Origin of the sequence: Bacillus sp. BHET2 (assembly GCF_005938125.1) — a bacterium.
Classification (GTDB): domain Bacteria; phylum Bacillota; class Bacilli; order Bacillales; family Bacillaceae_B; genus Rossellomorea.
The window spans coordinates 829,481-852,897 of record NZ_VCQN01000001.1 but is presented as its reverse complement, the minus strand read 5'-3'; the positions used below and the strand labels follow the sequence as shown (position 1 = coordinate 852,897).

26 protein-coding genes, 1 pseudogene and 1 riboswitch are annotated in these 23,417 nt (G+C 41.8%); all 27 genes and pseudogenes read right to left on the bottom strand.

Going from position 1 to position 23,417, the window contains the following annotated elements:
• Window positions 1-13: 13 nt before the first annotated feature.
• Window positions 14-736 (bottom strand): sirohydrochlorin chelatase, encoded by a 723-nt coding sequence (locus FGG79_RS04515; RefSeq protein WP_138776545.1) that lies wholly within the window; start codon window positions 734-736, stop codon window positions 14-16.
• Window positions 737-1,513, bottom strand: coding sequence for a uroporphyrinogen-III C-methyltransferase (gene cobA / locus FGG79_RS04510; protein ID WP_138776544.1), 777 nt, complete (start codon window positions 1,511-1,513; stop codon window positions 737-739).
• A gap of 13 nt (window positions 1,514-1,526) precedes the next feature.
• Window positions 1,527-1,751 carry a DUF3906 family protein gene (locus tag FGG79_RS04505; protein ID WP_138776543.1) on the bottom strand — a complete coding sequence of 75 codons (225 nt, stop codon included), beginning with the start codon at window positions 1,749-1,751 and terminating at the stop codon, window positions 1,527-1,529.
• A 15-nt stretch (window positions 1,752-1,766) separates the two neighbouring features.
• A complete protein-coding gene (locus FGG79_RS04500) occupies window positions 1,767-3,377 on the bottom strand; it encodes a nitrite/sulfite reductase (RefSeq protein ID WP_138776542.1) in 1,611 nt (536 codons plus the stop codon).
• A 12-nt stretch (window positions 3,378-3,389) separates the two neighbouring features.
• Window positions 3,390-3,992: an adenylyl-sulfate kinase gene (cysC, locus tag FGG79_RS04495; RefSeq protein WP_138776541.1), complete on the bottom strand. Its 603-nt coding sequence runs from the start codon at window positions 3,990-3,992 to the stop codon at window positions 3,390-3,392.
• Window positions 3,993-4,005: 13 nt separating this feature from the next.
• Entirely contained in the window at window positions 4,006-5,151 is a 1,146-nt protein-coding gene (gene sat / locus FGG79_RS04490; RefSeq protein ID WP_138776540.1) for a sulfate adenylyltransferase, read from the bottom strand.
• A 41-nt stretch (window positions 5,152-5,192) separates the two neighbouring features.
• Window positions 5,193-6,245, bottom strand: coding sequence for an inorganic phosphate transporter (locus FGG79_RS04485; protein WP_138777588.1), 1,053 nt, complete (start codon window positions 6,243-6,245; stop codon window positions 5,193-5,195).
• A gap of 27 nt (window positions 6,246-6,272) precedes the next feature.
• Window positions 6,273-6,971, bottom strand: a complete 699-nt coding sequence (locus FGG79_RS04480) for a phosphoadenylyl-sulfate reductase (RefSeq protein ID WP_138776539.1) — start codon at window positions 6,969-6,971, stop codon at window positions 6,273-6,275.
• Window positions 6,972-7,073: 102 nt separating this feature from the next.
• Window positions 7,074-7,202 carry a YezD family protein gene (locus tag FGG79_RS22005; RefSeq protein WP_481747264.1) on the bottom strand — a complete coding sequence of 43 codons (129 nt, stop codon included), beginning with the start codon at window positions 7,200-7,202 and terminating at the stop codon, window positions 7,074-7,076.
• 110 nt (window positions 7,203-7,312) lie between these two features.
• A riboswitch (SAM riboswitch) is annotated at window positions 7,313-7,418 on the bottom strand.
• A gap of 179 nt (window positions 7,419-7,597) precedes the next feature.
• A complete protein-coding gene (locus FGG79_RS04470; protein ID WP_138776537.1) occupies window positions 7,598-8,002 on the bottom strand; it encodes a MaoC/PaaZ C-terminal domain-containing protein in 405 nt (134 codons plus the stop codon).
• Window positions 7,999-8,448 carry a MaoC family dehydratase N-terminal domain-containing protein gene (locus FGG79_RS04465; RefSeq protein WP_138776536.1) on the bottom strand — a complete coding sequence of 150 codons (450 nt, stop codon included), beginning with the start codon at window positions 8,446-8,448 and terminating at the stop codon, window positions 7,999-8,001. Before FGG79_RS04465 ends, FGG79_RS04470 begins: the two co-directional genes overlap by 4 nt.
• 19 nt (window positions 8,449-8,467) lie before the next feature.
• The gene (fabG, locus tag FGG79_RS04460; RefSeq protein ID WP_138776535.1) at window positions 8,468-9,226 is read right to left on the bottom strand and encodes a 3-oxoacyl-ACP reductase FabG; all 759 of its coding nucleotides are present in this window, start codon (window positions 9,224-9,226) and stop codon (window positions 8,468-8,470) included.
• A gap of 20 nt (window positions 9,227-9,246) precedes the next feature.
• Complete coding sequence (locus tag FGG79_RS04455) at window positions 9,247-10,422, bottom strand: acyl-CoA dehydrogenase family protein (protein ID WP_138776534.1); 1,176 nt, start codon at window positions 10,420-10,422, stop codon at window positions 9,247-9,249.
• A 47-nt stretch (window positions 10,423-10,469) separates the two neighbouring features.
• Window positions 10,470-11,447 carry a quinone oxidoreductase family protein gene (locus FGG79_RS04450; protein WP_138776533.1) on the bottom strand — a complete coding sequence of 326 codons (978 nt, stop codon included), beginning with the start codon at window positions 11,445-11,447 and terminating at the stop codon, window positions 10,470-10,472.
• Window positions 11,448-11,460: 13 nt separating this feature from the next.
• Window positions 11,461-12,237 (bottom strand): enoyl-CoA hydratase/isomerase family protein, encoded by a 777-nt coding sequence (locus tag FGG79_RS04445; RefSeq protein WP_138776532.1) that lies wholly within the window; start codon window positions 12,235-12,237, stop codon window positions 11,461-11,463.
• A gap of 23 nt (window positions 12,238-12,260) precedes the next feature.
• Window positions 12,261-13,337, bottom strand: coding sequence for a phosphotransferase family protein (locus FGG79_RS04440; protein WP_138776531.1), 1,077 nt, complete (start codon window positions 13,335-13,337; stop codon window positions 12,261-12,263).
• Window positions 13,338-13,353: 16 nt separating this feature from the next.
• Complete coding sequence (locus FGG79_RS04435) at window positions 13,354-13,770, bottom strand: acyl-CoA thioesterase (protein WP_138776530.1); 417 nt, start codon at window positions 13,768-13,770, stop codon at window positions 13,354-13,356.
• A gap of 78 nt (window positions 13,771-13,848) precedes the next feature.
• Window positions 13,849-14,415 (bottom strand): TetR/AcrR family transcriptional regulator, encoded by a 567-nt coding sequence (locus FGG79_RS04430; RefSeq protein ID WP_138776529.1) that lies wholly within the window; start codon window positions 14,413-14,415, stop codon window positions 13,849-13,851.
• 141 nt (window positions 14,416-14,556) lie between these two features.
• Window positions 14,557-16,155, bottom strand: coding sequence for a long-chain-fatty-acid--CoA ligase (locus tag FGG79_RS04425; protein WP_138776528.1), 1,599 nt, complete (start codon window positions 16,153-16,155; stop codon window positions 14,557-14,559).
• Window positions 16,156-16,199: 44 nt separating this feature from the next.
• Window positions 16,200-16,458, bottom strand: a pseudogene (locus FGG79_RS22340) (SDR family NAD(P)-dependent oxidoreductase); the annotation flags it as partial.
• Between the two features lie 42 nt (window positions 16,459-16,500).
• Complete coding sequence (locus tag FGG79_RS04415; protein ID WP_138776527.1) at window positions 16,501-17,730, bottom strand: acyl-CoA dehydrogenase family protein; 1,230 nt, start codon at window positions 17,728-17,730, stop codon at window positions 16,501-16,503.
• Between the two features lie 49 nt (window positions 17,731-17,779).
• The gene (locus tag FGG79_RS04410) at window positions 17,780-18,553 is read right to left on the bottom strand and encodes an SDR family oxidoreductase (protein WP_138776526.1); all 774 of its coding nucleotides are present in this window, start codon (window positions 18,551-18,553) and stop codon (window positions 17,780-17,782) included.
• 242 nt (window positions 18,554-18,795) lie between these two features.
• A complete protein-coding gene (locus FGG79_RS04405) occupies window positions 18,796-20,181 on the bottom strand; it encodes an L-cystine transporter (protein ID WP_138776525.1) in 1,386 nt (461 codons plus the stop codon).
• A gap of 145 nt (window positions 20,182-20,326) precedes the next feature.
• Window positions 20,327-21,349, bottom strand: a complete 1,023-nt coding sequence (locus FGG79_RS04400) for a thiazole biosynthesis adenylyltransferase ThiF (RefSeq protein WP_138776524.1) — start codon at window positions 21,347-21,349, stop codon at window positions 20,327-20,329.
• Window positions 21,346-22,110, bottom strand: a complete 765-nt coding sequence (locus FGG79_RS04395) for a thiazole synthase (RefSeq protein WP_138776523.1) — start codon at window positions 22,108-22,110, stop codon at window positions 21,346-21,348. The genes FGG79_RS04400 and FGG79_RS04395 overlap by 4 nt, the downstream gene beginning before the upstream one ends.
• A gap of 1 nt (window position 22,111) precedes the next feature.
• Window positions 22,112-22,315 carry a sulfur carrier protein ThiS gene (gene thiS / locus FGG79_RS04390; protein ID WP_138776522.1) on the bottom strand — a complete coding sequence of 68 codons (204 nt, stop codon included), beginning with the start codon at window positions 22,313-22,315 and terminating at the stop codon, window positions 22,112-22,114.
• A 4-nt stretch (window positions 22,316-22,319) separates the two neighbouring features.
• A complete protein-coding gene (gene thiO, locus FGG79_RS04385; RefSeq protein ID WP_138776521.1) occupies window positions 22,320-23,417 on the bottom strand; it encodes a glycine oxidase ThiO in 1,098 nt (365 codons plus the stop codon).

Genomic DNA, 23,417 nt, shown 5'->3' with positions numbered 1-23,417 from the left:
ACATTTCTCCTTTCTAACACAACGTTTCATTTATCCTTTCCAAGAATGCTTTTTCTACGAGAGGGTCATACCCAAGGTAATCACCAAGTTGTATATGATGATTGTTTGTTGAACGAATTTCCCTATCGATTTCTTGCATGAGTATCCCTGTAAACAATAGATAGGGAATAAATATGACATTACTTTCTGTTTTTTTAAACGATTCCAGCGTCTTATTAAAGCTAGGGGAGGCTGCCGTTAGATAACAGGTTTTAACTTCTTTTAGCTGTGTCTTATGATGAACAAGCTTTGCTATTGCTTCCAGATCCTTTTTCACTTGAGGATCGGAACTCCCCCTTCCAATTAAGACCGCTACAGTTGTGGAATCTATGGAGGAAACATTCTCAATTTTCTTTATGACACTTTCAACCATTTTTATGTGAACACCAATTGGTCTACCGTAACGAACCTTTATAGAGGGGTAGATCTCTTTGCAATGATGTATTTCCGCAGGGATATCTTTTTTTGCATGTACTGCTGTCAATAGAAGCAGCGGTATGACTGAGATATGAGTAGCTCCCTTTTTCACACATGTTTCAAATCCATCTTGAATAGAAGGGGATGCAAGTTCCAGAAAGCATATTTCCTGTATTTCCGTTTCAATATGTTTCTGACAACGTTTAATGAAAGCGATGGCTTCTTCCCTAGCTTTAGGGATACGGCTCCCGTGGCATACATAAAGGACCGCTTGTTTCATTTATAGTGCCTCGCTCATGAAAGATTTCTTATCCAACGATTCTTCAAACCATTGAATCTTATCCCGGTAACGGACCACCTCGCCGATGATGATCATGCTTGGATTCTCAACTTTTTCTTCATTTACGATATCGATGATCGTATCCAGTGTCCCGGTAACGGTTTTTTGTACTTCTGTTGTACCCCAGTGGACCAGTGCCACAGGCGTATCCCGACTCTTCCCATGTTGAATCAGCTTTTCTCTAATATAGGGAAGATTACTGACCCCCATATAGATTGCAAGGGTGTCGATTCCTTTAGATAAGCTTTCCCATTTCTCATCCTCCTGTTGATTGTTTTGTTTATGACCTGTCACAAAGGCAACACTTGAGCTGGCGTCCCGATGAGTAACGGGAATACCCGCATAGGCAGCCGCCGCAATACCGGATGTAATCCCGGGGACAACCTCAAAAGGAATCCCCTTTTTCGCCAGTGCTTCAGCTTCTTCTCCTCCTCTGCCGAATACGAAGGGATCACCTCCCTTTAACCTAACTACCACTTTCCCACTAGAAGCATAACGCACGAGAAAATGATTGATCGTATCTTGTTTCATCGTATGATAGTTTGGCAGTTTTCCACAGTAGATTAAATCGGCTCCTTTCTTCGCATAGGAGAGAAGCTCTTTATTCACCAGACGGTCATATAAGATGACGTCTGCTTTCTGTATCGATTTTAATGCTTTTACCGTAATCAGTTCAGGGTCTCCAGGACCCGCTCCCACTAAGTAAACCTTTCCCATTGCTTCTTCCTCCTTATGATTTCAAGATCGTTTCCTGTTCATGGAGCACAAACCCTGCACCATTCCCCTGGATTCTGCGTTTCTCATAAAGGGAGATGTCCACCACATCAGGCTTTTTTAAAAAATATTTTTCTAACTCTATTTCTACCAGATCAAAAGCCTTTTCATCTGATTCCGCCGCTACTACTACAATGGTGACAAAGTCGTTAGTAGTGACTTCAAATCGATACAAGTTCATTTAATATCTCCCCCATTAGGCTTCCTTAAGCAATTGGTTCAAGGATTCCTGAAGTGGTGCGGTGCCGACTCGGTTAATATAGTCAAAGAAGGCTTCACCTTGTTCCTTTGTATTTTTAAAATGAATGAGGAGCTGCTTGACTACCTCAGTCAGCTTTACTGCCTCCACTTTCCCTTTTAACTTTTCATTCAGCTTCCCTCCATCTTGTAGGGTACCACCGACATAGATTTCGAACGCTTCGATCATTTTCTTATCTTTCGTTCTCATTTTAATTCCTTGAAGACCAATGTCTGCAATTTGCCGTTGACCGCATGAATTCGGGCATCCGACCATATGGATTCTGACGGGGACATCTAAAGAAAGTTCATCATCCAAATGATTGGCAATTTGTTTCATCCGTTCCTTCGTTTCCACCAGAGCTAGATTACAATACTCAATACCTGTGCATGATACGGAATACCCAATAAAGGATAAGGGACTCGTGGAAATCCGATCAAAGATTTTCTCGGAAAGTAAAGCATCAACCTGCTCATCTGGAATATTAGGTATAATAAGATTCTGAGAATTACAGTTACGCAGTTCGCCGTTCCCATATTTCTTAGAAATCCTCGCGAGTTCATACACTTCATCCGAATTTAAACGTCCTACCGGTACATTCAGACCCACATAATTGAGACCATCCTGTTTCTGAGGATGAACTCCGTAGAAATATCCTGCGTTCCAGCCATTTACGGCATCGGTTCCTGCTGACAGGAGATCTACATATTCCAATAACTTCTCTTTGAACTTCTCCGGACCCCAGTCAGCCATTAGAAATTTCAATCGAGCTAAATGCCTTTTCTCCCGATAACCGAAATCACGGAATATGGTTGTCACAGCAATCGTGACGTCTTTCACCTGGTGAGGGAGAACGAATACATCCAATTCCTGTGCTAGTAATGGTCTTGCAGCTAAGCCACCCCCGACTTTCAGGTGGAAACCGGCTTCCTCCTTCCCATCTATCAGCTTCTTTGCAGGTACAAAAGAAACGCAGTTGATTTCAGCATTTGACGCATTATTGATATTAGCTGAGATCGCAACCTTATACTTTCTCGGTAAGTTCGAAAAATCTTCGTTGTGCTGGAAGAAATCATACACTTCCTTCACAACGCCTCTTGTATCGAAGAGCTCATCAGGATCGATCCCTGCCAGTGGATTCCCGACGATGTTACGTGTAATATCCCCGCATGCACCGGCGGAAGACAATCCTACCTGCTCTAAGCGTTTGAATATATCGGGAATTTGTTCGATCTTCAACCAGTGAAACTGAATAGCCTGACGGGTAGTGATATCATAGACATCCCTTCCATACTCTTTACTTATGGATGCAAGCTCCCTTGCCTGATGATAGGTTAAGATGCCTGATGGTACGTTTACCCTCATCATGAAATAACCATCTTCCTTTGGTCTTTGCAGGTAAAGTCCTGCCCATTTAAATTTATCCCACTCTTCTTTCGGAATGGAAGAAAACCCGTTTTCAGCATAATACGGAATATCTTTGAAAATCGATAATCCGTCTTTCTCAAGCTTCCATTGTTCTGTTTTATTCAGCTTCTCATTTGAATCCCATGATTTTGTATATGCCATGATTTTCTCTCCTTATATGAGTTGTTTTTGCTTTAATACATTCAGTAGGTATTCCACACATTCTTCAATTGAATTCTTCTCTGTATCCAGAACAATCTCAGGATTTTCCGGTTTTTCATATGGGGCACTGATTCCTGTAAAGTGAGTGATCTCTTGTTTGCGGGCTTTTTTATATAAGCCTTTAGGGTCGCGTTTTTCACATTCCTCTAACGAACAATGCACATACACTTCCAAAAATTCTTCTTCCTCGACTAAATTCCGTACGAGATTTCGATCTTGCCTATATGGTGAGATAAAGGCAGTGAGCACGATTTGGCCGCTATCTATGAAAAGTTTGGACACCTCGCCAATTCTTCTAATATTCTCCTTGCGATCTCCTTCATTGAAGCCTAAATCATGATTTAACCCATGCCGAACGTTATCTCCGTCGAGCACGTAAACCTGCTTGCCTTGTTGAAAAAGGGAATGGAATAAAGCATTGGCAACCGTCGATTTCCCTGAAGCTGATAAACCCGTAAACCACAAAATGAAACTTTGATGTCCATTTTGGGTTCGCCTCTCTTGTTTCGTTACAGCGGATTCATGCCATACAATGTTTTCATTGTTTTCTCTCAAACTATGCTCCTCCTCAACTTGTTTGGTTAGATTCTCGTTTAAGCCCTTTGATTAACACTTCAATCACTTCTGGACGACTAAATGTTGAAGGGGGGACTTCTCCGTTTCGTAGCATTCCTCTCACTTTAGTTCCTGACAGAATGACGTGATGCTCTTTATCATGAGGACAAGTCTTTGTCGTCGCCATTCCTTCACATTTCTTACAATAAAAGCTATGTTCAAAGCGAAGAGGAGTAATTCCGATCTCCTCTACACTGAACTGATCAAAAATCTTCTGTGCATCATACGTTCCATAATAATCCCCAACACCAGCATGATCTCTCCCAACAATAAAGTGGGTGCAGCCATAATTTTTTCGAACTAACGCATGGAAGATGGCTTCCCTAGGTCCTGCGTATCTCATAGCAGCAGGGAATACCCCTAAAAACACACGATCTTTCGGATAATAGTTTGTTAATAGAACTTCGTAGCTTTCCATTCTGATTGCCGCTGAGATATCATCCGCTTTGGTTTCACCGACTAACGGATTCAAGAAAAGTGCATCGACTGTTTCCAATGCTGTCTTCTGAATGTATTCATGGGCACGATGAACGGGGTTTCGCGTCTGGAATCCTACAATCGTTTTCCAGCCCTTTTGTTTAAACCTTTTACGGGTTTCGCTTGGATCAAATGTATATTCATTGAATTGCTTTGAGAGCCTCTTAATTAGAGTTATCCTGCCTCCGACATATACATCACCACGTTGGTGTAATTTATGTACACCAGGATGACTGATGTCAGTCGTTCCATAAACTAAGAGAGCTTCTTTCTGTTTATCTGGCTCATACACATCTTCTATTTCAATGAGACCATATGTTTCCCCATTGTAAACAAGTCGGCTCCGTATACCTTTCTTTAAGTTCTCGGCTTTTTCCTTTTCAATTGGCAGTGTAACCGGGATGCTCCACACACTGCCGTTCTGCAATCGTAATGATTCCACGACATTTTGATAATCAGTCTCAGTTAGAAATCCTTCAATTGGGCTGTATGCACCGATTGCAATGAGCTCTAAATCACTTAAGGCAATCTCATCTAATGGAATCTCATAATGAATTTCCTCATAAGGCTCTTCAGGTAAATATGATTGAACCAATTTTCCTCCGTGGGGCTGTAAACTCATTAAATATCCTCCTTAAACTATTGTTTTAATCGGAATTAACGTTATATTCCGCCTCCATCTTCGTGAACGGATCGTCTTTCTTCATTAATTACTCGCATGAGGGATAGTGCTCCCACAGTGGCAATGATGACACTAATCGGTACGACGATTGAGTATAGATCACTATCGATTACCAGCTTGACTAAAAAGTAAGAAATACTGAGTGAAATCAGTGGGGATACCACCCATATCTTAACGATTTTTTTAACAATTTTCTTTTGTAGCATGTGTTTGCCGTCTTTGGCCATTCCTAATCCAATGATGGAAGATGAAGTAACTTGAGTCAGCGGAATAGGTAATCCATACAAGGAACTCACCATGACAAGGATTGCTCCCGTAGACGAGATGAGAATTCCTTCTGCTTTCGAGTACTGAGTTATTTTCTTACCGTTCGTTTCCACAACTTTTTTCCCCAATAAAACCGCTCCAAGAGCAACAAATAATCCTCCTATCCATATCCCTCGTGAAGGTGATAATAAACCTGATCCCACCAGTGGGCCAACAGCGTTTGCGACATTATTCATCCCTGCAGAGAATGCTTCAAAGAATCCTGCAACAATTAAAAGGTAGGAAAGCCATCCCTTTTCCAGTTGATACCCTCGTTTTTCCAGTAGTAGCAAACCTTTACCGAAAACCCATGTTACTCCGAATGCGATGACCGGGACAATCACCCAGAAACTCATGATGGTTAAAAGTGACTTCACGTAAAGCACCTGATAAGCTACTCCCACCCCTACAACCGCTCCTACCGTTACTTCACTTGTAGACAATGGGATTCCGATCAAATTTGCCAGAAACAATGAAATTGTGGCTGATAACAAAATGATGATGACAATTTTAATCGTCAATATTTGTTGTGGGATGATCCCAGAACTAATCGTTTTGACTACCTCTCCTCCACCGAGAACTGCACCGGTCAGGACACCGGCTGCACAAATCCAAAGCGCTGTCTGTATGTTTTTTATCGCTCCTGCACCATATGCAACCCCCATCGATGCCGCCGCTCCACTGGCACCAATATTCATGGCGAAGAATAAGCTTATGCCAATGGCCATGATTTCAAGCAAGGATCGTCACCTCATTTAATGAAGTCCGCATTCTGTTTTCCCTTTTCCTTTCCATCTTCCGGAGCGGATATCATTGATGTCTATGGCTGGTTTTGTGCAATGGGAGCATCCGATACTAGGATATCCCTGATCATGAAGGACATTATAGGATAGGTTATGTTTATGGACATAACGCCAAATCTCTTTCCAGGTCCAATGAATCAACGGGCAAATCTTTACCGATTGGAACTTCTCATCCCTATTTATGAATTCCACGTTACTTCTTGTTGGTGATTGTTCCCTCCTTAATCCTGAGATCCATGCATTACCTTTGGACAATGATTCTTTTAATGGATCCAGCTTTCGAATTTGACAGCACTTGTTCGGATTTCTCTCCCAAAGTTTATCTCCATGGGTTTCTGCTTGCTCTTGGATTGATAGTTTAGGCTTTTTCATTTGGATGTTTAGATTTGGATACTTTTCCTTCACTTTTTCAATGATTTCATATGTTTCTTTGAAATGAACGGCTGTGTCGAGAAACACAATGGTAGCTTTTGGCTGTACTTTGGTTAGGAGGTCGATCAAGACTATGCCTTCAACCCCGAAACTACAGGCATAAACGACACTATCGCCATAATGGCTATACGCCCACTTCAATACGTTCAAAGACCCCTTATAGATAGGGTCCACTTCAAAATCCAAAGACGGTTCTTTCCAAGTTTGATAGGTTAACATGATACACCCCTTTCCCTGATGTTTATCCATTAAAAAAGAGACGATAACAAGATAAAGTGGTTCCCTTATCTGAGTTATTCGCCTCTAGTTTGTCTAGTCAGCTTATTTAATTCGTACTTTCTCGTTTTTCTCTAATTGAATGACTTTTCCGTCTTGAACAACGATGGTAATCGAACCAAAATTCATGCTTTCAAGCATTGAGTGTATCTTCTCCAGGACTACGTCATCAATTGGATGTTGCTTATTCACTTTAGTCACATGATTCCCCCAATTTCATCTTATCCAGAAAAATGTAAATAAAAAAACAACCCTCCATTTTGGAAAGTTGTTCAGGTAAGGATACCTTATCTTCCAAAATGACTTCACATTTTGCTGGAATTAGCACCTTACAAATCGTAGGTTGCTGGGCTTCGTAGGGCCAGATCCCTCCACCACTCTGGATAAGAGTTATTAATTTTAATATTCTAAATAATATCATACTTCACGAGGAAGTCAACCCGAGTTTTTTGATCGGATTTATGTCTTTTGGCTCATTTATTAAAACTCCTATACTCTTTATGTCTATTCAATTGAAGAGGGTTATACGACATTATATTTAGAAAGCAATATAAACGTTATAAATAATTTTAATCATACATCTCAAAGATTATTTTACCCTCAATCACTTTTTTCTGGACTTGATTGGTTGCGAAAACGATAAAATGGAGGAGGTTATCCTGTTTTTTCACCATTTCAGCCCGAAGTGTAATCCTGTCTTTCAGCATGACCATTCCTTTAAATCGTACTGAGTAATCCTTGATAAAGCCTTCTTTATAGTGTGGACGGAAAAGCTTGGACATATTTCCCATCGTCCACATGCCATGAGCGATAACTCCAGGAAGACCCAGTTTTTGGGCTTCATCATCAATGGTATGAATGGGGTTATAATCCCCGGAGGCTCCTGCGTATTTAATCAAGTCGATTCTCGTTACAGGAGTCAATTCAACGGGGGGAAGTATATCGCCTATTTGAAATGATTGTAGTACTGTCATTTACTCAACCTCTTTCTAACTTCTTCAGTGATAATGACAATCGCTTCGGAGGTGAATACCCTTTCTCCTCCCGGTACTTCACCAACGTCTTCGATGACAAGAAAGCCAAGTGTTCCGTCCGATCCGTTTCGCTCATAATAGTCTTTTATTTTGGTGTAACATTGAATATTTTCACCCACTTTAAGTGGCCTTTCATAGTGAAAGGATTGTTCACCGTGAATCAAACCATCGTTAGGTAAATGAAATCCTTCAATTGTCCCATAGTCAAACACTCTTGGGAAAGTGGGGGGAGCAATATTTACTCTGTGTCTAGAACGTCTTCCTACTTCTTCGTCCACATAGATGGGATGAGGGTCCCCTATGGCTTCGGCAAATTTACGTACTGCTCCTTTTTCTACGCAATTTTCTACGGAAGTTGAGCGTTTGCCAATATAAGCTTGGAACATTTCTTACACCTCTTTCTCTTTAGTCTTTCGGTCCGCCTGCAACATACAAAACTTGTCCATTTACAAATGAAGAGCTCTCATCTGCAAAAAAAGCAACTGCATTCGCTATATCTTCCGGCCTTCCACTTCTTCCTACCGGGATTGTTTGAAGACTATGTTCCACTAACTGTTCAAATGTGATGCCAATTCGTTTCGCCGTCTCTTTTGTCATCTCGGTTTCAATAAACCCTGGGGCTACTGCATTTGTTGTGATTCCAAGCGGGCCAAGTTCAATGGCCAGGGTCTTCGTTAAGCCTTGTAGTCCCGCTTTCGCAGTTGCGTAGTTAGCCTGTCCCCGGTTGCCAAGTGCTGATGTAGAAGAGATATTTATGATGCGGCCATACTTCTGCTTAACCATATAGCTTTGAGCTGCTTTCGCTACGTTGAATGAACCCTTTAGATGTACATCCATGACCGTCTGCCAATCATTATCCGTCATTTTAAATACTAGATTATCCCGGATGACCCCTGCGTTATTAACGATAATATCAACTGATCCGTAGAGTTCATTCACTTCTCTCAAAGCCTCTTCTACTTCCTGTGACTCTACCACATTAGCAACTTTAGTATACAAATCATATTTCTCTAATTCTACGCTAGCTTCCTTTAATGCTTCTTCATTTACATCAATAATGGCAACCTTAGCGCCTTCTTCTGCGAAGTGCCGGGCAATCGCTTTACCAATCCCTCTGCTTCCTCCGGTTACAAATGCTACTTTTCCTGCAAATCTTTTACCCAAACCAATTGCCTCCTTATCCTTTATATAAATTGGCCAACCTTCACATGGCCCTTTAATAGATTCCTGGAAATGATGAGTTTTTGAATTTCATCGGTTCCATCATAAATGCGCCACAATCTCGCTTCACGATACCACCGTTCGATCGGGAGATCTCTTGTGTAGCCCATACCGCCGTGAATTTGTAGGACTCGATCGACTACCCGATTTCCCATGTTGGACCCATAGAGCTTTGCAATTGAAGCCACATGGCGATTGTCTTCTCCTCGATCAAGCGTAAATGCTGCATTTAACACAAGCCATCTGGCAGCTTCAATTTCCACTGCAGAATCTGCAATCTGCCATTGAATCGCCTGTCGATCCGCAATTGGTTTTCCAAACGTCTCCCTCTCCTTCGAATAATCTATTGCCATTTGCAGAAGGCGTTCCGACGCTCCGACTGCCTGAGCACCTACAATCCAGCGGGCAAAACCAATCCATTCCAATCCCAGGTTGTAACCGCCATCAATTTCGCCGAGGATATTTTCTTCAGGAACCCTCACATCATCAAAGAACAGACTCGCTGGACCCCATTCACCCATTGTATGGATATATTCAGACGTCCACCCCATGCCTCGATCAACAATAAAGCAGGTTACTCCTTCCCGTCCTGTCTGACGATGTTTTTCCTTATCTGTGACTGCCATGACCATGACAAAGTCTGCTTCATTACCTCCTGTGATAAAGGTTTTTTCTCCATTTAATATCCATTCGTTTCCGTTTTTCACTGCCGTCATCCGGATGTTCTGAGTATCAGATCCTGCTCCCGGTTCTGTCATGGCAAAACAAGACTTTTTCTCTCCGTTAATAGTGGGTATTAAATAGTTCTTCTTCTGTTCTTGGTTAGCGTAGTAAAGAATGTTATCGGCATATCCTCCAAAACTGAAAGGAACAAAGGTTTTGGAAATCTCCATATAAACGATTGCCATCATCATTTGCCCAAGATCAGCTCCTCCGTATTCCTCAGGTGTATTGATTCCCCAAAAGCCCATTTCCTTTGCTTTTAACTGTAGCTCTTTTCTTTTTTCTAAAGAGAGACTCGGTTTTCCTTCCCGTTCATTTCGAAGTACTTCATTTTCTAACGGAATTAATTCTTTTTCAACAAATTTACGAATGGTCTTTTGAATCATCCTTTGCTCGTCTGATAAACGTAAGTGCATCCTTCTTCCCCCTCTAAATTGAATCAACTACGAACCAGCCAGTATTCTTATAATGGTTGGAGAATCACTTTACCTACCGTTTGTCTTCCCTGCATGAGGGTATGAACTTTAGCAGCCTCTTCTAATGGAAACACATGACCGACCGTGACTTTTAAATCCCCGTTTGTCACATAATGAAAGATTTCGAGCAGTGTTTTCTGAGTTAATTCAGCATCTCTCATAAGAGGAGGAAGAAAAAAGCCGATGACGGACTGATTTTTCGCCATTAACGAAGATGGATAAATTCTGCTCTGCTCCCCGCTTGCTACTCCGTAAATGACCAATCTTCCAAAGGTGGCGAGACACTTTAACGTTTTATAAAACACATCACCGCCTGCCATCTCTAGTGCAAGATCTACTCCCAATCCATCTGTAGCTGCTAACACTTGTTCCTCCCATCCATCCTGTGTGTAATTAACTAATATATCTGCTCCCATTTCTTCAGCGAGCAGTAATTTTTCTGTGGTACTGGCCGTCGCGATGACCTTTCCTGCACCAAATCGCTTAGCAAGCTGAACGGCAAGCAACCCGACACCTCCAGCCGCTGCATGAATGAGAACGGTTTCATTTTGTTGCAGTCTTCCAAGCGTTTTCAAAATATGATAGGCACTTAGTCCTTGTACGGGTATGGCGGCTGCTTCATTGAAATCTAATCCATAAGGGAGAGGGATCACCGACCGTTCATCTGTCAGGGCACATTCTGCGTAACCTCCAGAATCCATCATGGCGACAACCCGGTCCCCTTTTGTTACCCTCGTCACGTCTTCTCCGACTTCCATAACAACCCCGGATACTTCTGCACCAGGAACGTATGGAAGCGGGGTTTTCACCACATATTGTCCCTCCCGTCTCGCCGTATCTGCATAATTGACAGCAGTCGCATATACTTGAATCAATACCTCTTTCCCTTTTGGTGAAGGGACGTCAATCTCTACATTCTTCAATACTTCAGGACCACCATATTCATTAAACTGAATCGCTCTCATGGTAAACCTCCTCCTATTTTCCTGAAAAAGATGGGTTTCTTTTTTCCTTAAAGGCTGCTACTCCTTCAGCATGATCTTCCGTTGAAATCATTAGGGTTTGAGTGATTCTCTCTTGTTCGAGTATTTCATCGAGACTCATGGTGAATGAACGATCAATCATTTTCTTCATCATGCCAAAGGCTTTTCCTGGCCCCTGAGCTAATGTACGTGCCCATTCAGCTGTATCGTCTTGTAACCTATCAATATGGACGATTCGGTTGACTACACCTAATTCGTACATTCTTTTGACATCGACTGGTTCCCCGGAAAAAAATAATTCCTTTGCTACATGTGGTCCGATGATTCGTGGAAGAAAATAGGACCCTCCTCCATCAGAAATAAGACCTACTTTAGAAAAGCTTAAAGCAAATTGACTAGTTTCTGAAGCAATGATTAAATCACAGGCAAGGGCTAAATTGAATCCGGCACCTGCTGCAAACCCGTGAACAGAGGCGATAACAGGTTTTTCTAATTTAGTTATCGCTTTAATGCATTCATTTAATATTCCAATATGTTCATAGACTTGGGATGAAGTAGCGCTACCCATTGTTTTCACGTCTCCACCTGCTGAGAATGCCCTCCCGGTTCCACGAATGACGATTGCTCTAATTTTTTGGTTGTGTGCAGCATGTTGCAATTCCTCAATGATTCCTGAAAGCATGTTTTCGTCAAAGGAGTTCAAGCTATGGGGTCTGTTTAAAGTTAAATACAACACTCGATCATTGGTTTCGACTAATAAAGAGGAATTCATCGTTTTATTCATCTCCTTGTTTTTTATTCCTTGAAATCAAAGGCAGCCTGATTTCCAACGGTAATCAATGATTTGGCAAACTGATCAAATTGAGAAAAGCGCGGATCGTTGGTTTGCCCCATCTTAAAGCGGTAATAGATTTGTTGAACAATGACAGCAAGTTTGAAATAGGCAAATGATATATAGAAATGAATATGGTTTACGTCTCTACCGCTTTTCTTGGCGTATTCATCAATGAATTGTCTTCTACTGTAGAAGCCCTCCATAATCGTCACAGGTGGCTTACCGAGCCCGTATTTTAACAATTCAGGATCATCATGTTGGATCCAATAGCCCATGGCCACACCTAAATCGGCAAGTGGGTCACCTACCGTAGCCATCTCCCAATCGAATAACCCCACCATTGATTTGAAATCAGAGGAAAACATGGCATTATTCAATTTGAAATCATAGTGAATGATAGTAGATTCAGTATTCGTAGGAACGGTTTTTATTAGCCATTTTGTCAGGTGATCCACCTCAGGAATATCAGTTGTTTTTGCCCGATCATAGCGTTTGATCCAACCATGAACTTGTCGCTCCATAAAATGTTCTGGCCTACTGATTTCATGAAGATGTGTATTTGTATGATCAATGGCATGTAGGTCTACCAATTTTGATACCATTTCATCGGAAATCCTCTTGCAAACATCAGGTGTGACATGAAGATGTGGGGGAAAAGAAGTATCCACTACTTCGCCTTTCTTTCTTTCCATGATAAAAAATGGGCTCCCGACAATATCTTCTTGATCAGAGAATACATACGGTTCTGGAGTAACGCCGAATAGAGGATGGACCTCTGAAAGGAACCTGAATTCCCTTTTCATATCATGAGCCTTCGGAGCGACGGGACCAATTGGAGGTCGCCTAAGTACACCTTCCCATTCCCCCATTTTCAATAAATACGTAAGGTTGGAGTGACCTGCAGAAAATTGCTTAACGGTCAGCTCTTCTTGAACTAGGTGTGGAAAATGCTCAATCAAGAAGCTCTGTAATTGGAATACATTTAACTCTTCTCCTTTTCGAACCGATACCGTTTCATACTCTATTCTTTCTGTCATTGTATACCTCCTTAATTCAAGAATATTCAGTATTTTCCGGTCGTAGATACGTATTCAATTGGTTTTTTAACAGGTCTGGAATTACTTCGCTTCTCTGCTCATTGAAATTAAAGTAGACGATCACTGCGTTTCCTTTGGCAATCAACTGATGAGTGTCCGCACACAGAATATCATGCTCTAACTGAAAACTCTTTGATCCAATCCTTGAAATATAGGTAGAAATACGTAGTTCTTGATTGAAATATCCTTGTGATACAAAGTCACATTTCGTTGACGCTAAAATAAAGCGCCAGTCTTTCACATCCATTTCAAAACCAATTGTTTGAAAGAATTTAATTCGTGCTTCTTCTAGATAGACAAAATAGGTAGTATTGTTAATGTGGCCTAATGCATCGGTTTCGCAAAATCTACTTGTTATTTTGATGGTTTCCATTGATCCGCCTACTTTCATATTAAATACTAACCGGTTGGTATATTCATCAGAGAGGAAATGAAGATTTCGACTCCATCTCTACTTAGATTCAATTCCTGTTAAAACCATATCTACAAATGTTTCTGCTATTTCCGTATCCGATTTCGCTCCATTTGGTTTATACCACTGATAGCTCCAGTTCATCATGCCAAGTATTCCAAAGGCCACAATCGATGCGTCAAAGCCCTCACGAAACTCTCCGTTTTTTCTTCCCTCTTTTAAGAGTTTTTCGATATTAAATCGGTACATATCCCGCTTTGGTTCAATTTGATCCAGGCTTTTCTTACTCAGGTGTCTCATTTCCCTAAAGAACACTTTGGCGCTTGCGCCTTGTTCTTTGATATCAACAATAGAAAGATGAACGATGTCAAGGAGTTTTTCACTGTAACTTTTCCCTTCGTCATCAAGAACTCTATTTTGTTTGGCCAATAATCCGTCTATATAGCGCATGTGAATGTCCATTAACAGCTCTTCTTTGCTTGAAAAATAGTAATAAAATGTCCCTTTCGTCACCCCAATCGATTCTACGATGTCCTGGATAGAGGTAACGGTAAAGCCTTTTTCATCAAATAAACGTACGGCATGTTCTGTAAGTTTTTCTTTCATATGAAGTCCTCGCAATCTACAAAAGTCACCTGAATTATATCACATACCTATTCCATTTTTTTAGCCATGTTGATTTCGGTGCTTTTAACAGAGTAACTTCCGTTTTCTATTTGTTTTAGTCCTACAAACAACCAACCATTCTTACTTTACCTTCTCCCTTAAAGCCCTTCTCAATATTTTCCCTACACTTGTCTTTGGCAGAGTTTCTCGAAATTCGATGATTGTCGGCACTTTGAATGAGGACATATTCTCCTGACAAAAACGGATTAATTCATTCTCTGAAGTCTCTGTCCCAGTTTTCAGTACAACTATTGCTTTGACCGTTTCACCCCGGTAGGTGTCCGGAACGCCGATGACAACAGCTTCCTGTACGCAAGGATGCTCATAGATGATTTCTTCAATTTCTCGGGGATACACATTATACCCGGAGGCGATGATCAAATCTTTCTTGCGGTCCACGATCGATACATATCCTTCTTCATCCATTCTGGCGATATCTCCTGTATATAGCCATCCATTTCTCAATGCGTTGGTGGTTTCTTCCGGTAAGTTCCAGTAACCTTTCATGACTTGAGGTCCCTTAATGATCAGTTCCCCTACATCTCCAAAATGGACTTCCTTCGTACCTGTACCCAAATCAACTACTTTGTAGTCTGTAGATGGTAAGCCGATACCTACCGTTCCAGGCTTTCTTGCTGCAAAGGCGGGGTTACAATGGGTCGTCGGCGAAGTCTCAGACAAACCATAGCCTTCTAATATCTTTGCCCCTGTTTTCTTCTCGAATTGATTCAATAACTCTACCGGCATAGGAGCACTGCCGCTGTTACAAATTTTTATGGAATCAATTCCATACTCTTCAGCCTCTGGATGATTGGTAATGGCGACATACATCGTCGGCACTCCTGGAAACAGGGTTGGCTTTTCGTTTTTAATTGTTGTTAATACTTCAGTCAATTCAAATCGAGGAAGAAGGATCATTTCATTTGCAGAATAGATGGAAAAATTCATGCATGAATTCATGCCAAATACATGAAAGAACGGAATGACGCTCAAGCTTCTTTCTTTACCTGTTTCAATACTGTTTTTAAAGAAAAGGGAACTTTGAATGACGTTTGAAAGGATATTGCTATGTGTAAGCATAACCCCCTTGGATGTACCCGTTGTCCCACCCGTATATTGTAGGACGGCAACATCATCTTCAGGATCGACCCGCACCTTGGAAACGTGACCGTCCCCCAACTCTAAAAACTCATCAAAGGAGTAATTCGAATTATTGGTTTCACCTTGAAAGCTTACGGCGATAATCGTCTTGATCTTTGTTTCCTTTTGTACGTCTTGGATCATCGGTAAAAACCTGTCCAAAACGACGATTGTTTCGGCACCGGAGTCATTAAGTAAATGGATTAATTCCCGTGCAACCGACATGGGATTCACCTGGGTGACGATACCTCCAGAAGTAAGGATCCCATAATAAGAAATCACATAATGTGGACAGTTAGGCAACATGATGGATACTCTGTCCCCTTTTTTCAATCCCACTTTCTGAAGGGATGAAGCAAACATGGTAACGGCATCTTGTAGTTCACCATACGTCATGCGCTTTTGATAGAAGCTTAAACAAGGGTGGGCCGGATATAAAGAAGCAGTTCGTTGAAGCATTTCCGGTATAGAAAAATCAATCGTTGGAATGTCAGTCTCAAACGTTTCAGGGTAATGAGTAAGCCAGGGCTTAATCGTCATAAAATCATTCCTCCCATTTCAGATTATTCACATACGAATATTTCCTAAAAGATGAATCCACCTCCATCAACAGATAATGTGGCACCGGTTATAAAAGATGCCTCATCGGAAGCCAAAAACAAAATAGCTGCTGCAACTTCATCTGGATTTCCTACTCGCCTTAGGGCATTTGATTTAGAAATTACTGACCATTTTCTTTCATCCTTCAATAATGTTAGTATCAATCACCCCAGGTGCTACAGCATTTACCCGGATATTGTCCTTTCCATACTCAAGGGATGCACTTTGTGTCAGTAAGACCACACGAAACTCTTCCTAGTAATCTCACATTCATCCACCTTCTTTCTAGTTCTCTACTGGAGAATGTTGTTTATATTTTTGCAATTCTAATTTTGCTAGTTGAGCACGATGCACTTCATCAGGTCCATCTGCAAGACGCAATGTGCGTGCATTTGCCCATTGAGCTGCCAACGAGAGATCATTTGATACCCCTTCTGCTCCAAAAGCCTGAATTGCCCGATCGATCACACGCAAAGCCATGGAAGGAGCAACAACTTTGATCATGGCAATTTCCTGCTTTGCAGCTTTATTCCCCACTGTATCCATCATATAGGCCGCTTTCATTGTTAAAAGACGAGCCTGTTCGATTTCGATCCTTGAGTCTGCAATCCATTCTCTCACCACTCCTTGACTGGCCAGTACTTTTCCGAAAGTACTCCGACTTTGAACGCGCTTACATAAATCTTCAAGCGCTCTTTCCGCTGCACCAATCAAGCGCATGCAATGATGAATCCTGCCGGGTCCAAGGCGTCCTTGTGCAATGGCAAACCCTTTGCCTTCTTCCCATATCATATTTTCTAATGGAACTCGTACATTAGTAAATGAAATTTCACCATGCCCATGAGGGGCATGATCGTATCCGAAGACAGGCAGCATACGTTCAATTTTCACACCTTTTGCATCAAGAGGAACGAGGATCATCGATTGCTGCTCATGACGGTTAGCGCCAGGGTCTGTTTTGCCCATTAAGATCGAAAAACGGCATCTGGGATCGCCTGCACCGGAGGACCACCATTTCGTAGCATTGATGATATATTCATCTCCCTCCCTGACAATGCTTGCCTTTATGTTCGTTGCATCCGATGAAGCCACATCAGGTTCCGTCATGGAGAAGCAAGAACGAATATCACCACTTAGGAGGGGGACTAGATATTTTTCTTTTTGAGAAGGTGTCCCATACCTTTCTAACACTTCCATATTGCCTGTGTCAGGAGCGTTACAATTAAATACTTCTGGTCCAATCAGAGATCTGCCCATTATTTCACATAGCGGCGCATATTCTACATTATTTAAACCGGCACCATAGTCGCTTTGTGGAAGGAATAAGTTCCATAATCCTTGTCTCTTTGCTAAATTTTTTAACTCTTCCATGATTCCTGGAACCCCACTCCAGCGGTTCTCCATTTGATTGAGTTGCTTCTCATAGAGGGGTTCATTTGGGTATACATAATCTTCCATGAAACGAGAAAGTCTATTTTGATATTCATGTACTTTGGGAGAATAAGAGAAGTCCATTTCATCCATCCTTTCTTAGCCTGATTCAATAGTATGTTTTGTTGATTCATTACACGGAAGAAGAACCACCGTCAACCACAATAACTGCACCAGTGACAAAATCAGATGCACTTGCTGCAAGGAAAAGAGCCGCTCCTTTTAAATCATCTTCGGTACCAAAGCGATTTAATGGTGTTCCGTCTAATATGGCTTCACCTGCATGAGATAGGATTCCCTTTGACATTTTTGTCGGAAAGAAGCCAGGTGCAATCGCATTCACATGAATTCCTCGAGGACCCCATTTGACCGCTAAATCTTTCGTGAAATTGATGACCGCTGCTTTACTTGTACTATAACCGATTGCATCCATATACCTTGGATCTGTTCCTTGAAGACCAGCTACCGAGGCAATGTTGATGATTTTCCCTTCCTTTTGTTCTAACATCAGCTTCCCGACTGACTGAGACATAATGAAAGTACCGTTCACATTCACATTTATTACTTTATTCCAGGCTTCTAAGGGCATTTCTTCGGCAGGGGCACCCCATGAAGCACCACTGTTATTAACTAGGATATCAATTCGTCCAAACACCCTTTTGGTTTCGTCTACAACATGCTGTACGTCAATTGGATTGGTGACATCACATTTAACTGCCATTGATTGGACACCTATATCTTCTAATTCCTTCTTCACTTCCTCACAGGCTTCAACGTTTCTCGAACATAAAACAATGTTAGCCCCAGCTTCTGCAAATCCAATAGCGATTTGTTTACCTAGCCCTCTACCTCCTCCAGTCACAATGGCTACCTTCCCCGATAAATTAAATAAATCATTCACATGCACGTTTCTTCCTCCTTTTTATTACAGTTTTCACACACACCAAAGATACTAACCGGTCGGTATGTTAATTCCATAGTAAAGAATATAGTCAGAATTTTCAATTAAAATTACTCAAAAATGGATTTTTTCTATAGAGGCCTGGTGATTTCTTATCCACTCAATTTAATGCTTGTATTCAACCAATGTCTTTATACGAACTTTCCCAAAGAAAACTGGCTCATACAAGTATGAGCCAGCACCACCTTTTATGCTTCCGCTTCAATGATTTCATTATCATAGGTGTCTCTGTTCAACTCTCCCGTTACTTTACTTGTAATAATTCCGGATGTCATGGCACCGCTCACATTAACCGCTGTACGTCCCATGTCGATTAAGGGTTCGATCGAAATCAAGAGACCTGCTAACGCCACTGGCAAGTCCATAGCGGATAAAACCAGGATGGCTGCAAATGTGGCACCTCCTCCAACCCCTGCCACGCCAAAGGAACTTATGGCAACGATGGCGATAAGCGTGAAAATAAAGGAAGGAGTTAATGGATTAATCCCAACCGTGGGAGCAATCATAACCGCAAGCATGGCCGGATATACCCCTGCACATCCATTCTGTCCAATCGATAATCCGAAAGATCCGGAGAAGTTGGCGATTCCTTCTGAGACACCTAGTTTATTCTTTTGGGTTTGAATGTTAAGTGGCAACGTTCCAGCACTGGACCTTGACGTAAAGGCGAAGGCTAATACAGGAAGAACTTTTTTCACGTACGTGACCGGGTTCAAACCAGCAAGTACTAGCATGATTAAATGGATGCCAAACATGATGAGTAATGCGATGTAAGATGCAGCGACAAATTCACCAAGCTTCATGATGGCATCAAAATTACTTAGAGCTACCGTTTTAGCCATGATGGCCAGAACACCAAACGGAGTCAACCTTAGGACAAGAGTCACAATTCTCATAATGACAGCATAAATGGAATCGACGATCTTCTTGAAGAATTCAGCAGCCTCTGGTTCTTTTCGCTGAACCCCTAAGTAAGCGATTCCAATGAAGGCTGAGAAAATCACGACAGCAATCGTTGAGGTTGCTCTTTGTCCTGTGAAGTCCAGGAATGGATTGGCAGGTAACAGTTCCAGTATTTTTTGAGGGTAACTTTGACCTTCAAGGGCCGTTGCTCTTTCCTCTAATTGTACACCTCTTGCAGCTTCTGCATTTCCTGAATCAATTTGAATGGCTTCCAGGTCAAATGCTGCGGTAGTAGCGATTCCAACAGCTGCAGCTACGGCTGTTGTTCCGACAAGCAATCCGATGATAAGCACTGAGATCTTACCTAAATTATGAGAGCGTGTCAATTTCGTGAAGGCTGAAAGAATCGAGACAAACACTAATGGCATAACAATCATTTGCAGCAGTTTAATATAACCGCTTCCGATAATGTTGAACCACTCAATCGATTGTGTAACATTTTCATCCCCGGCTTCATATATCCACTGCAATCCGATACCAAATAGGATCCCGAGTCCCAGTGCCGTAAACACCCGCTTAGAAAACGAAACATTTTTTCTTTGCATATAAAGTAATACACCAATAAGAACAAGAAACACCAAGATATTTAACAAAACAAACCAGACATTCATTCTATACCCTCCCTCTTATCGTAGATGATGATACAAGTTAGACCGGGGTCTACTGTATAGTATGATGAGGGAAGGCAAGATATGTTTCTGAGATCTTAGCCTGCAATCGTCAATGCTTTTGAACCATTTTGTATCCACTCCTATTTCAACCTACATAACGGTGATAAATTGATTTTGCTTCACTTATATTTTTCGTTCCATGAATGATAGCTCGCCCATCCCGGAAAAGCACGATCCGGAAAGAGTCAACCCAAAATGAAATCAAATATGGATTCCTATCCACTTGCTTTCCTTGCCCCTCTAAAGATTGAGCCATTTCTAAGAGCTTAATGGCATTTGGGGTAGCAGGTCGTATCTGTACTGAATCCCTTCCACAAAGAACAGCTGTTTTAGTTTGATTCTCATAACTTAGGTTCGGATATGTTCGATGGGTTCCACATGAGAGGCACCCATCTCGTTTCAGCTTCCTAACATCCATTGACGTTTGCTCATTTCTCCATAAATCGAACGAAACGACCCTTTGACTTAGGGCTTCGCGATCGTCCACTAAGATCTTTAATGCTTCGGTCGTTTGATAGGCCACCACTTGTGACACAGCTGGACTGATGATTCCGGCTGTGTCACAGGTTAAACCTCCTAGAGGAATAGACTTTATGAAGCATTGAAGACATGGTGTCATACCTGGAAGAATCGTGAATGATATTCCGTAGCTCCCTACACAAGCTCCATAGATCCATGGGATAGAATATTTCTGGGATACATCATTTATCATCATCCTTGTATCAAAATTGTCTGTGGCGTCGAGGATAAGATTGACCCCACCCGCCAATTCCAACAAATCTTCAGCCATTACGTCGCATATTTGTGCATTAATTTCGACTGTTGAATTTATCTCGTGTAGCCTTGTTTTCGCTGCGATTGCTTTGGGGATACGTTCCCTTGCATCACTTTCTTTATACAACTGCTGACGTTGCAGATTACTCCATTCCACATAGTCACGATCTACAATTGTCAGCTTTCCGATACCAGCGCGAACCAGAACTTCAGCGTTTCCTGTTCCAAGTGCCCCTGCGCCGACGATTAACACATGTTTACCTTGTATTTTCTGCTGCCCCTCTGTTCCAATTGGAGAAAATAATGTTTGTCTTGAATATCTATCTTTTGTCAAACACTCATCCCCTCCATCGGGCTACTGGCAGATGCGTAGCGTTTCTTTGGAATTCGTCCAGCTTCGTAGCCAAATCGTCCACCTTCGACGGCAAGTCTCATGGCGTTAGCCATCATAACGGGATCACCTGCTGAAGACACTGCCGTATTCAATAACACTGCATCCGCTCCCAATTCCATAGCAAAAGCCGCATCGGATGGAGAACCAATACCAGCATCGACAATGACCGGTATCTTGGCCTGCTCAATTATAAAACGTAGATTGACTGGATTAAGGATTCCTTGACCAGAGCCAATTGGAGATGCACCTGGCATAATGGCATGAGCACCCAATTCTTCTAGTTTTCTCGCAAGAACCACATCATCCGACGTATACGGAAGAACTATAAACCCTTCTTTTATTAACTCCTCTGTTGCCTTCAATGTTTCTACAGGATCTGGAAGTAATGTTTTATCACATCCGATCACTTCCACTTTAATCATGTCACAAAGCCCCGAAGCTCTTGCCAATTTCGCATAACGTACCGCCTCTTGAGCATTTTTAGCTCCAGCTGTATTTGGCAATAATGAATAGCTCTCAAGATTCAGTTCTTCCAGGAAATTAGGTTGACTGGGCTCGAATATATTCATACGTCTTACAGTGAATGTAAGAATTTCTGCACCAGATACCTCAACCGCTTTTTTTTGGATATCAAAATCTGGATATTTACCTGTTCCCAACAATAGTCTTGAATGGAATGAATAGTTTCCGATTTTCAACATGTTAACCGCCTCCTACAAATTGGACCAGTTCAATAGTATCTCCATTTTTCACTTTGGTCTTCCCGTGTTCTTCTTTTTCCAGAATGGTTTGATTTTGTTCGACAATGATCATTCGATTTTCAAGTTTATAATGGTAAATGAGATCGTTTATCGTTAAAGTTGTGTCAGGTACAGTAACCAGCTGTCCATTTATTCGTAATTCCATCTTCTCAACTCCTCGTAAGTGTTTGCAGATGAGGGTTCTCCATGCCTTCTATAAGGTCAGCTATCATCATGCCTGTAATGGGGGCAAGGAGAATTCCGTTTCGATAATGCCCGGTTGCAATAGAAAGCCCTTTCCATTCCTTGCTTCTTCCAATAATAGGAATACCCTGATGAGTTTGTGGCCTTATACCTGCCCATGCTTTATCCCAATGAGCCTGGGCCAAGCCGGGCAGTATGCCTGTAGCCAATTCCATCAGATGCATTAATCCAGATATAGAAATATTTTCATCAAATGTATGTGGGTGCTCTGTCGCTCCTACTAAAAACCGCCCACCTATCTTCGGGACGATATAGCATTCCTCTGTAAAGATTGTGCTTTTCACCAATTCCTGAGAAAGTTTGACAGAAAAACATTCTCCTTTGACTGGATAAGTGTTGAAGGCCATGCCAAGATGCTCCAGAAGTGACTGACTCCAAGCCCCTCCTGCTACGATAATCTCAGCACCGTAAAAGGGACCATTGGGCGTTTGAACACCTATGATCCTATTTCTATCTTTCAAGAAATCAGATACATTCGTATCCTCCTTTATTTCCACACCCAATCTAGCAGATGCCAAACCGAGTGCTTTGGTCAGGTTGGGTGCGGAGACGTTTCCACCTCTTGGAATCAATAACCCACCCTCTACATCCTTTGATAGATTAGGTTCACAATCTGATAATTGTGTCTTGGATAGCCATTTAATCCGTTCACCCTGATCTGTCCGAGTGCCTACCCCTGATAATGATTGTGCTTCTTCCTCTGTTCTTGCTAGTTTGATCATTCCATTTTCCACATACTCAATATCCATACCACTAACTTCCTTTAATTCTTCTGCTAAAGCAGGGTACAGATTACGACTGGCCTGTGCCATTTGATAAAGAGGGCTGCCCTCATTTAATTCTGATTGTACTCCGAGCATTCCCGCCGCAGCTTTGGAAGCTTTTCCTGCCAGTTGATTTTTCTCAAGCAATAACACTTGTTTCCCTCGTTTTGCTAATTGATAAGCAATGGAACAACCGATTACTCCTCCACCAACAATTACGACGTCATACTGCTTTCCCAA

What these genes read in the sequence shown, in the direction of transcription:
- FGG79_RS04465 (WP_138776536.1), bottom strand. Translation starts at nt 8,448, where the DNA reads ATGTTCCAAGCTTATATTGGCAAACGCTCAACTTCCGTAGAAAATTGC.
- FGG79_RS04415 (WP_138776527.1), bottom strand. Translation starts at nt 17,730, where the DNA reads ATGGACTTCTCTTATTCTCCCAAAGTACATGAATATCAAAATAGACTT.
- FGG79_RS04485 (WP_138777588.1), bottom strand. Translation starts at nt 6,245, where the DNA reads ATGGCCATTGGCATAAGCTTATTCTTCGCCATGAATATTGGTGCCAGT.
- cobA (WP_138776544.1), bottom strand. Translation starts at nt 1,513, where the DNA reads ATGGGAAAGGTTTACTTAGTGGGAGCGGGTCCTGGAGACCCTGAACTG.
- FGG79_RS04450 (WP_138776533.1), bottom strand. Translation starts at nt 11,447, where the DNA reads ATGAGAGCGATTCAGTTTAATGAATATGGTGGTCCTGAAGTATTGAAG.
- FGG79_RS04480 (WP_138776539.1), bottom strand. Translation starts at nt 6,971, where the DNA reads ATGTTAACCTATCAAACTTGGAAAGAACCGTCTTTGGATTTTGAAGTG.
- sat (WP_138776540.1), bottom strand. Translation starts at nt 5,151, where the DNA reads ATGAGTTTACAGCCCCACGGAGGAAAATTGGTTCAATCATATTTACCT.
- FGG79_RS04440 (WP_138776531.1), bottom strand. Translation starts at nt 13,337, where the DNA reads ATGACAGAAAGAATAGAGTATGAAACGGTATCGGTTCGAAAAGGAGAA.
- FGG79_RS04430 (WP_138776529.1), bottom strand. Translation starts at nt 14,415, where the DNA reads ATGAAAGAAAAACTTACAGAACATGCCGTACGTTTATTTGATGAAAAA.
- FGG79_RS04425 (WP_138776528.1), bottom strand. Translation starts at nt 16,155, where the DNA reads ATGACGATTAAGCCCTGGCTTACTCATTACCCTGAAACGTTTGAGACT.
- FGG79_RS04395 (WP_138776523.1), bottom strand. Translation starts at nt 22,110, where the DNA reads ATGTTGAAAATCGGAAACTATTCATTCCATTCAAGACTATTGTTGGGA.
- FGG79_RS04515 (WP_138776545.1), bottom strand. Translation starts at nt 736, where the DNA reads ATGAAACAAGCGGTCCTTTATGTATGCCACGGGAGCCGTATCCCTAAA.
- FGG79_RS04405 (WP_138776525.1), bottom strand. Translation starts at nt 20,181, where the DNA reads ATGAATGTCTGGTTTGTTTTGTTAAATATCTTGGTGTTTCTTGTTCTT.
- FGG79_RS04455 (WP_138776534.1), bottom strand. Translation starts at nt 10,422, where the DNA reads ATGCACTTACGTTTATCAGACGAGCAAAGGATGATTCAAAAGACCATT.
- FGG79_RS04445 (WP_138776532.1), bottom strand. Translation starts at nt 12,237, where the DNA reads ATGAATTCCTCTTTATTAGTCGAAACCAATGATCGAGTGTTGTATTTA.
- FGG79_RS04470 (WP_138776537.1), bottom strand. Translation starts at nt 8,002, where the DNA reads ATGACAGTACTACAATCATTTCAAATAGGCGATATACTTCCCCCCGTT.
- FGG79_RS04500 (WP_138776542.1), bottom strand. Translation starts at nt 3,377, where the DNA reads ATGGCATATACAAAATCATGGGATTCAAATGAGAAGCTGAATAAAACA.
- FGG79_RS04505 (WP_138776543.1), bottom strand. Translation starts at nt 1,751, where the DNA reads ATGAACTTGTATCGATTTGAAGTCACTACTAACGACTTTGTCACCATT.
- FGG79_RS04435 (WP_138776530.1), bottom strand. Translation starts at nt 13,770, where the DNA reads ATGGAAACCATCAAAATAACAAGTAGATTTTGCGAAACCGATGCATTA.
- thiS (WP_138776522.1), bottom strand. Translation starts at nt 22,315, where the DNA reads ATGGAATTACGAATAAATGGACAGCTGGTTACTGTACCTGACACAACT.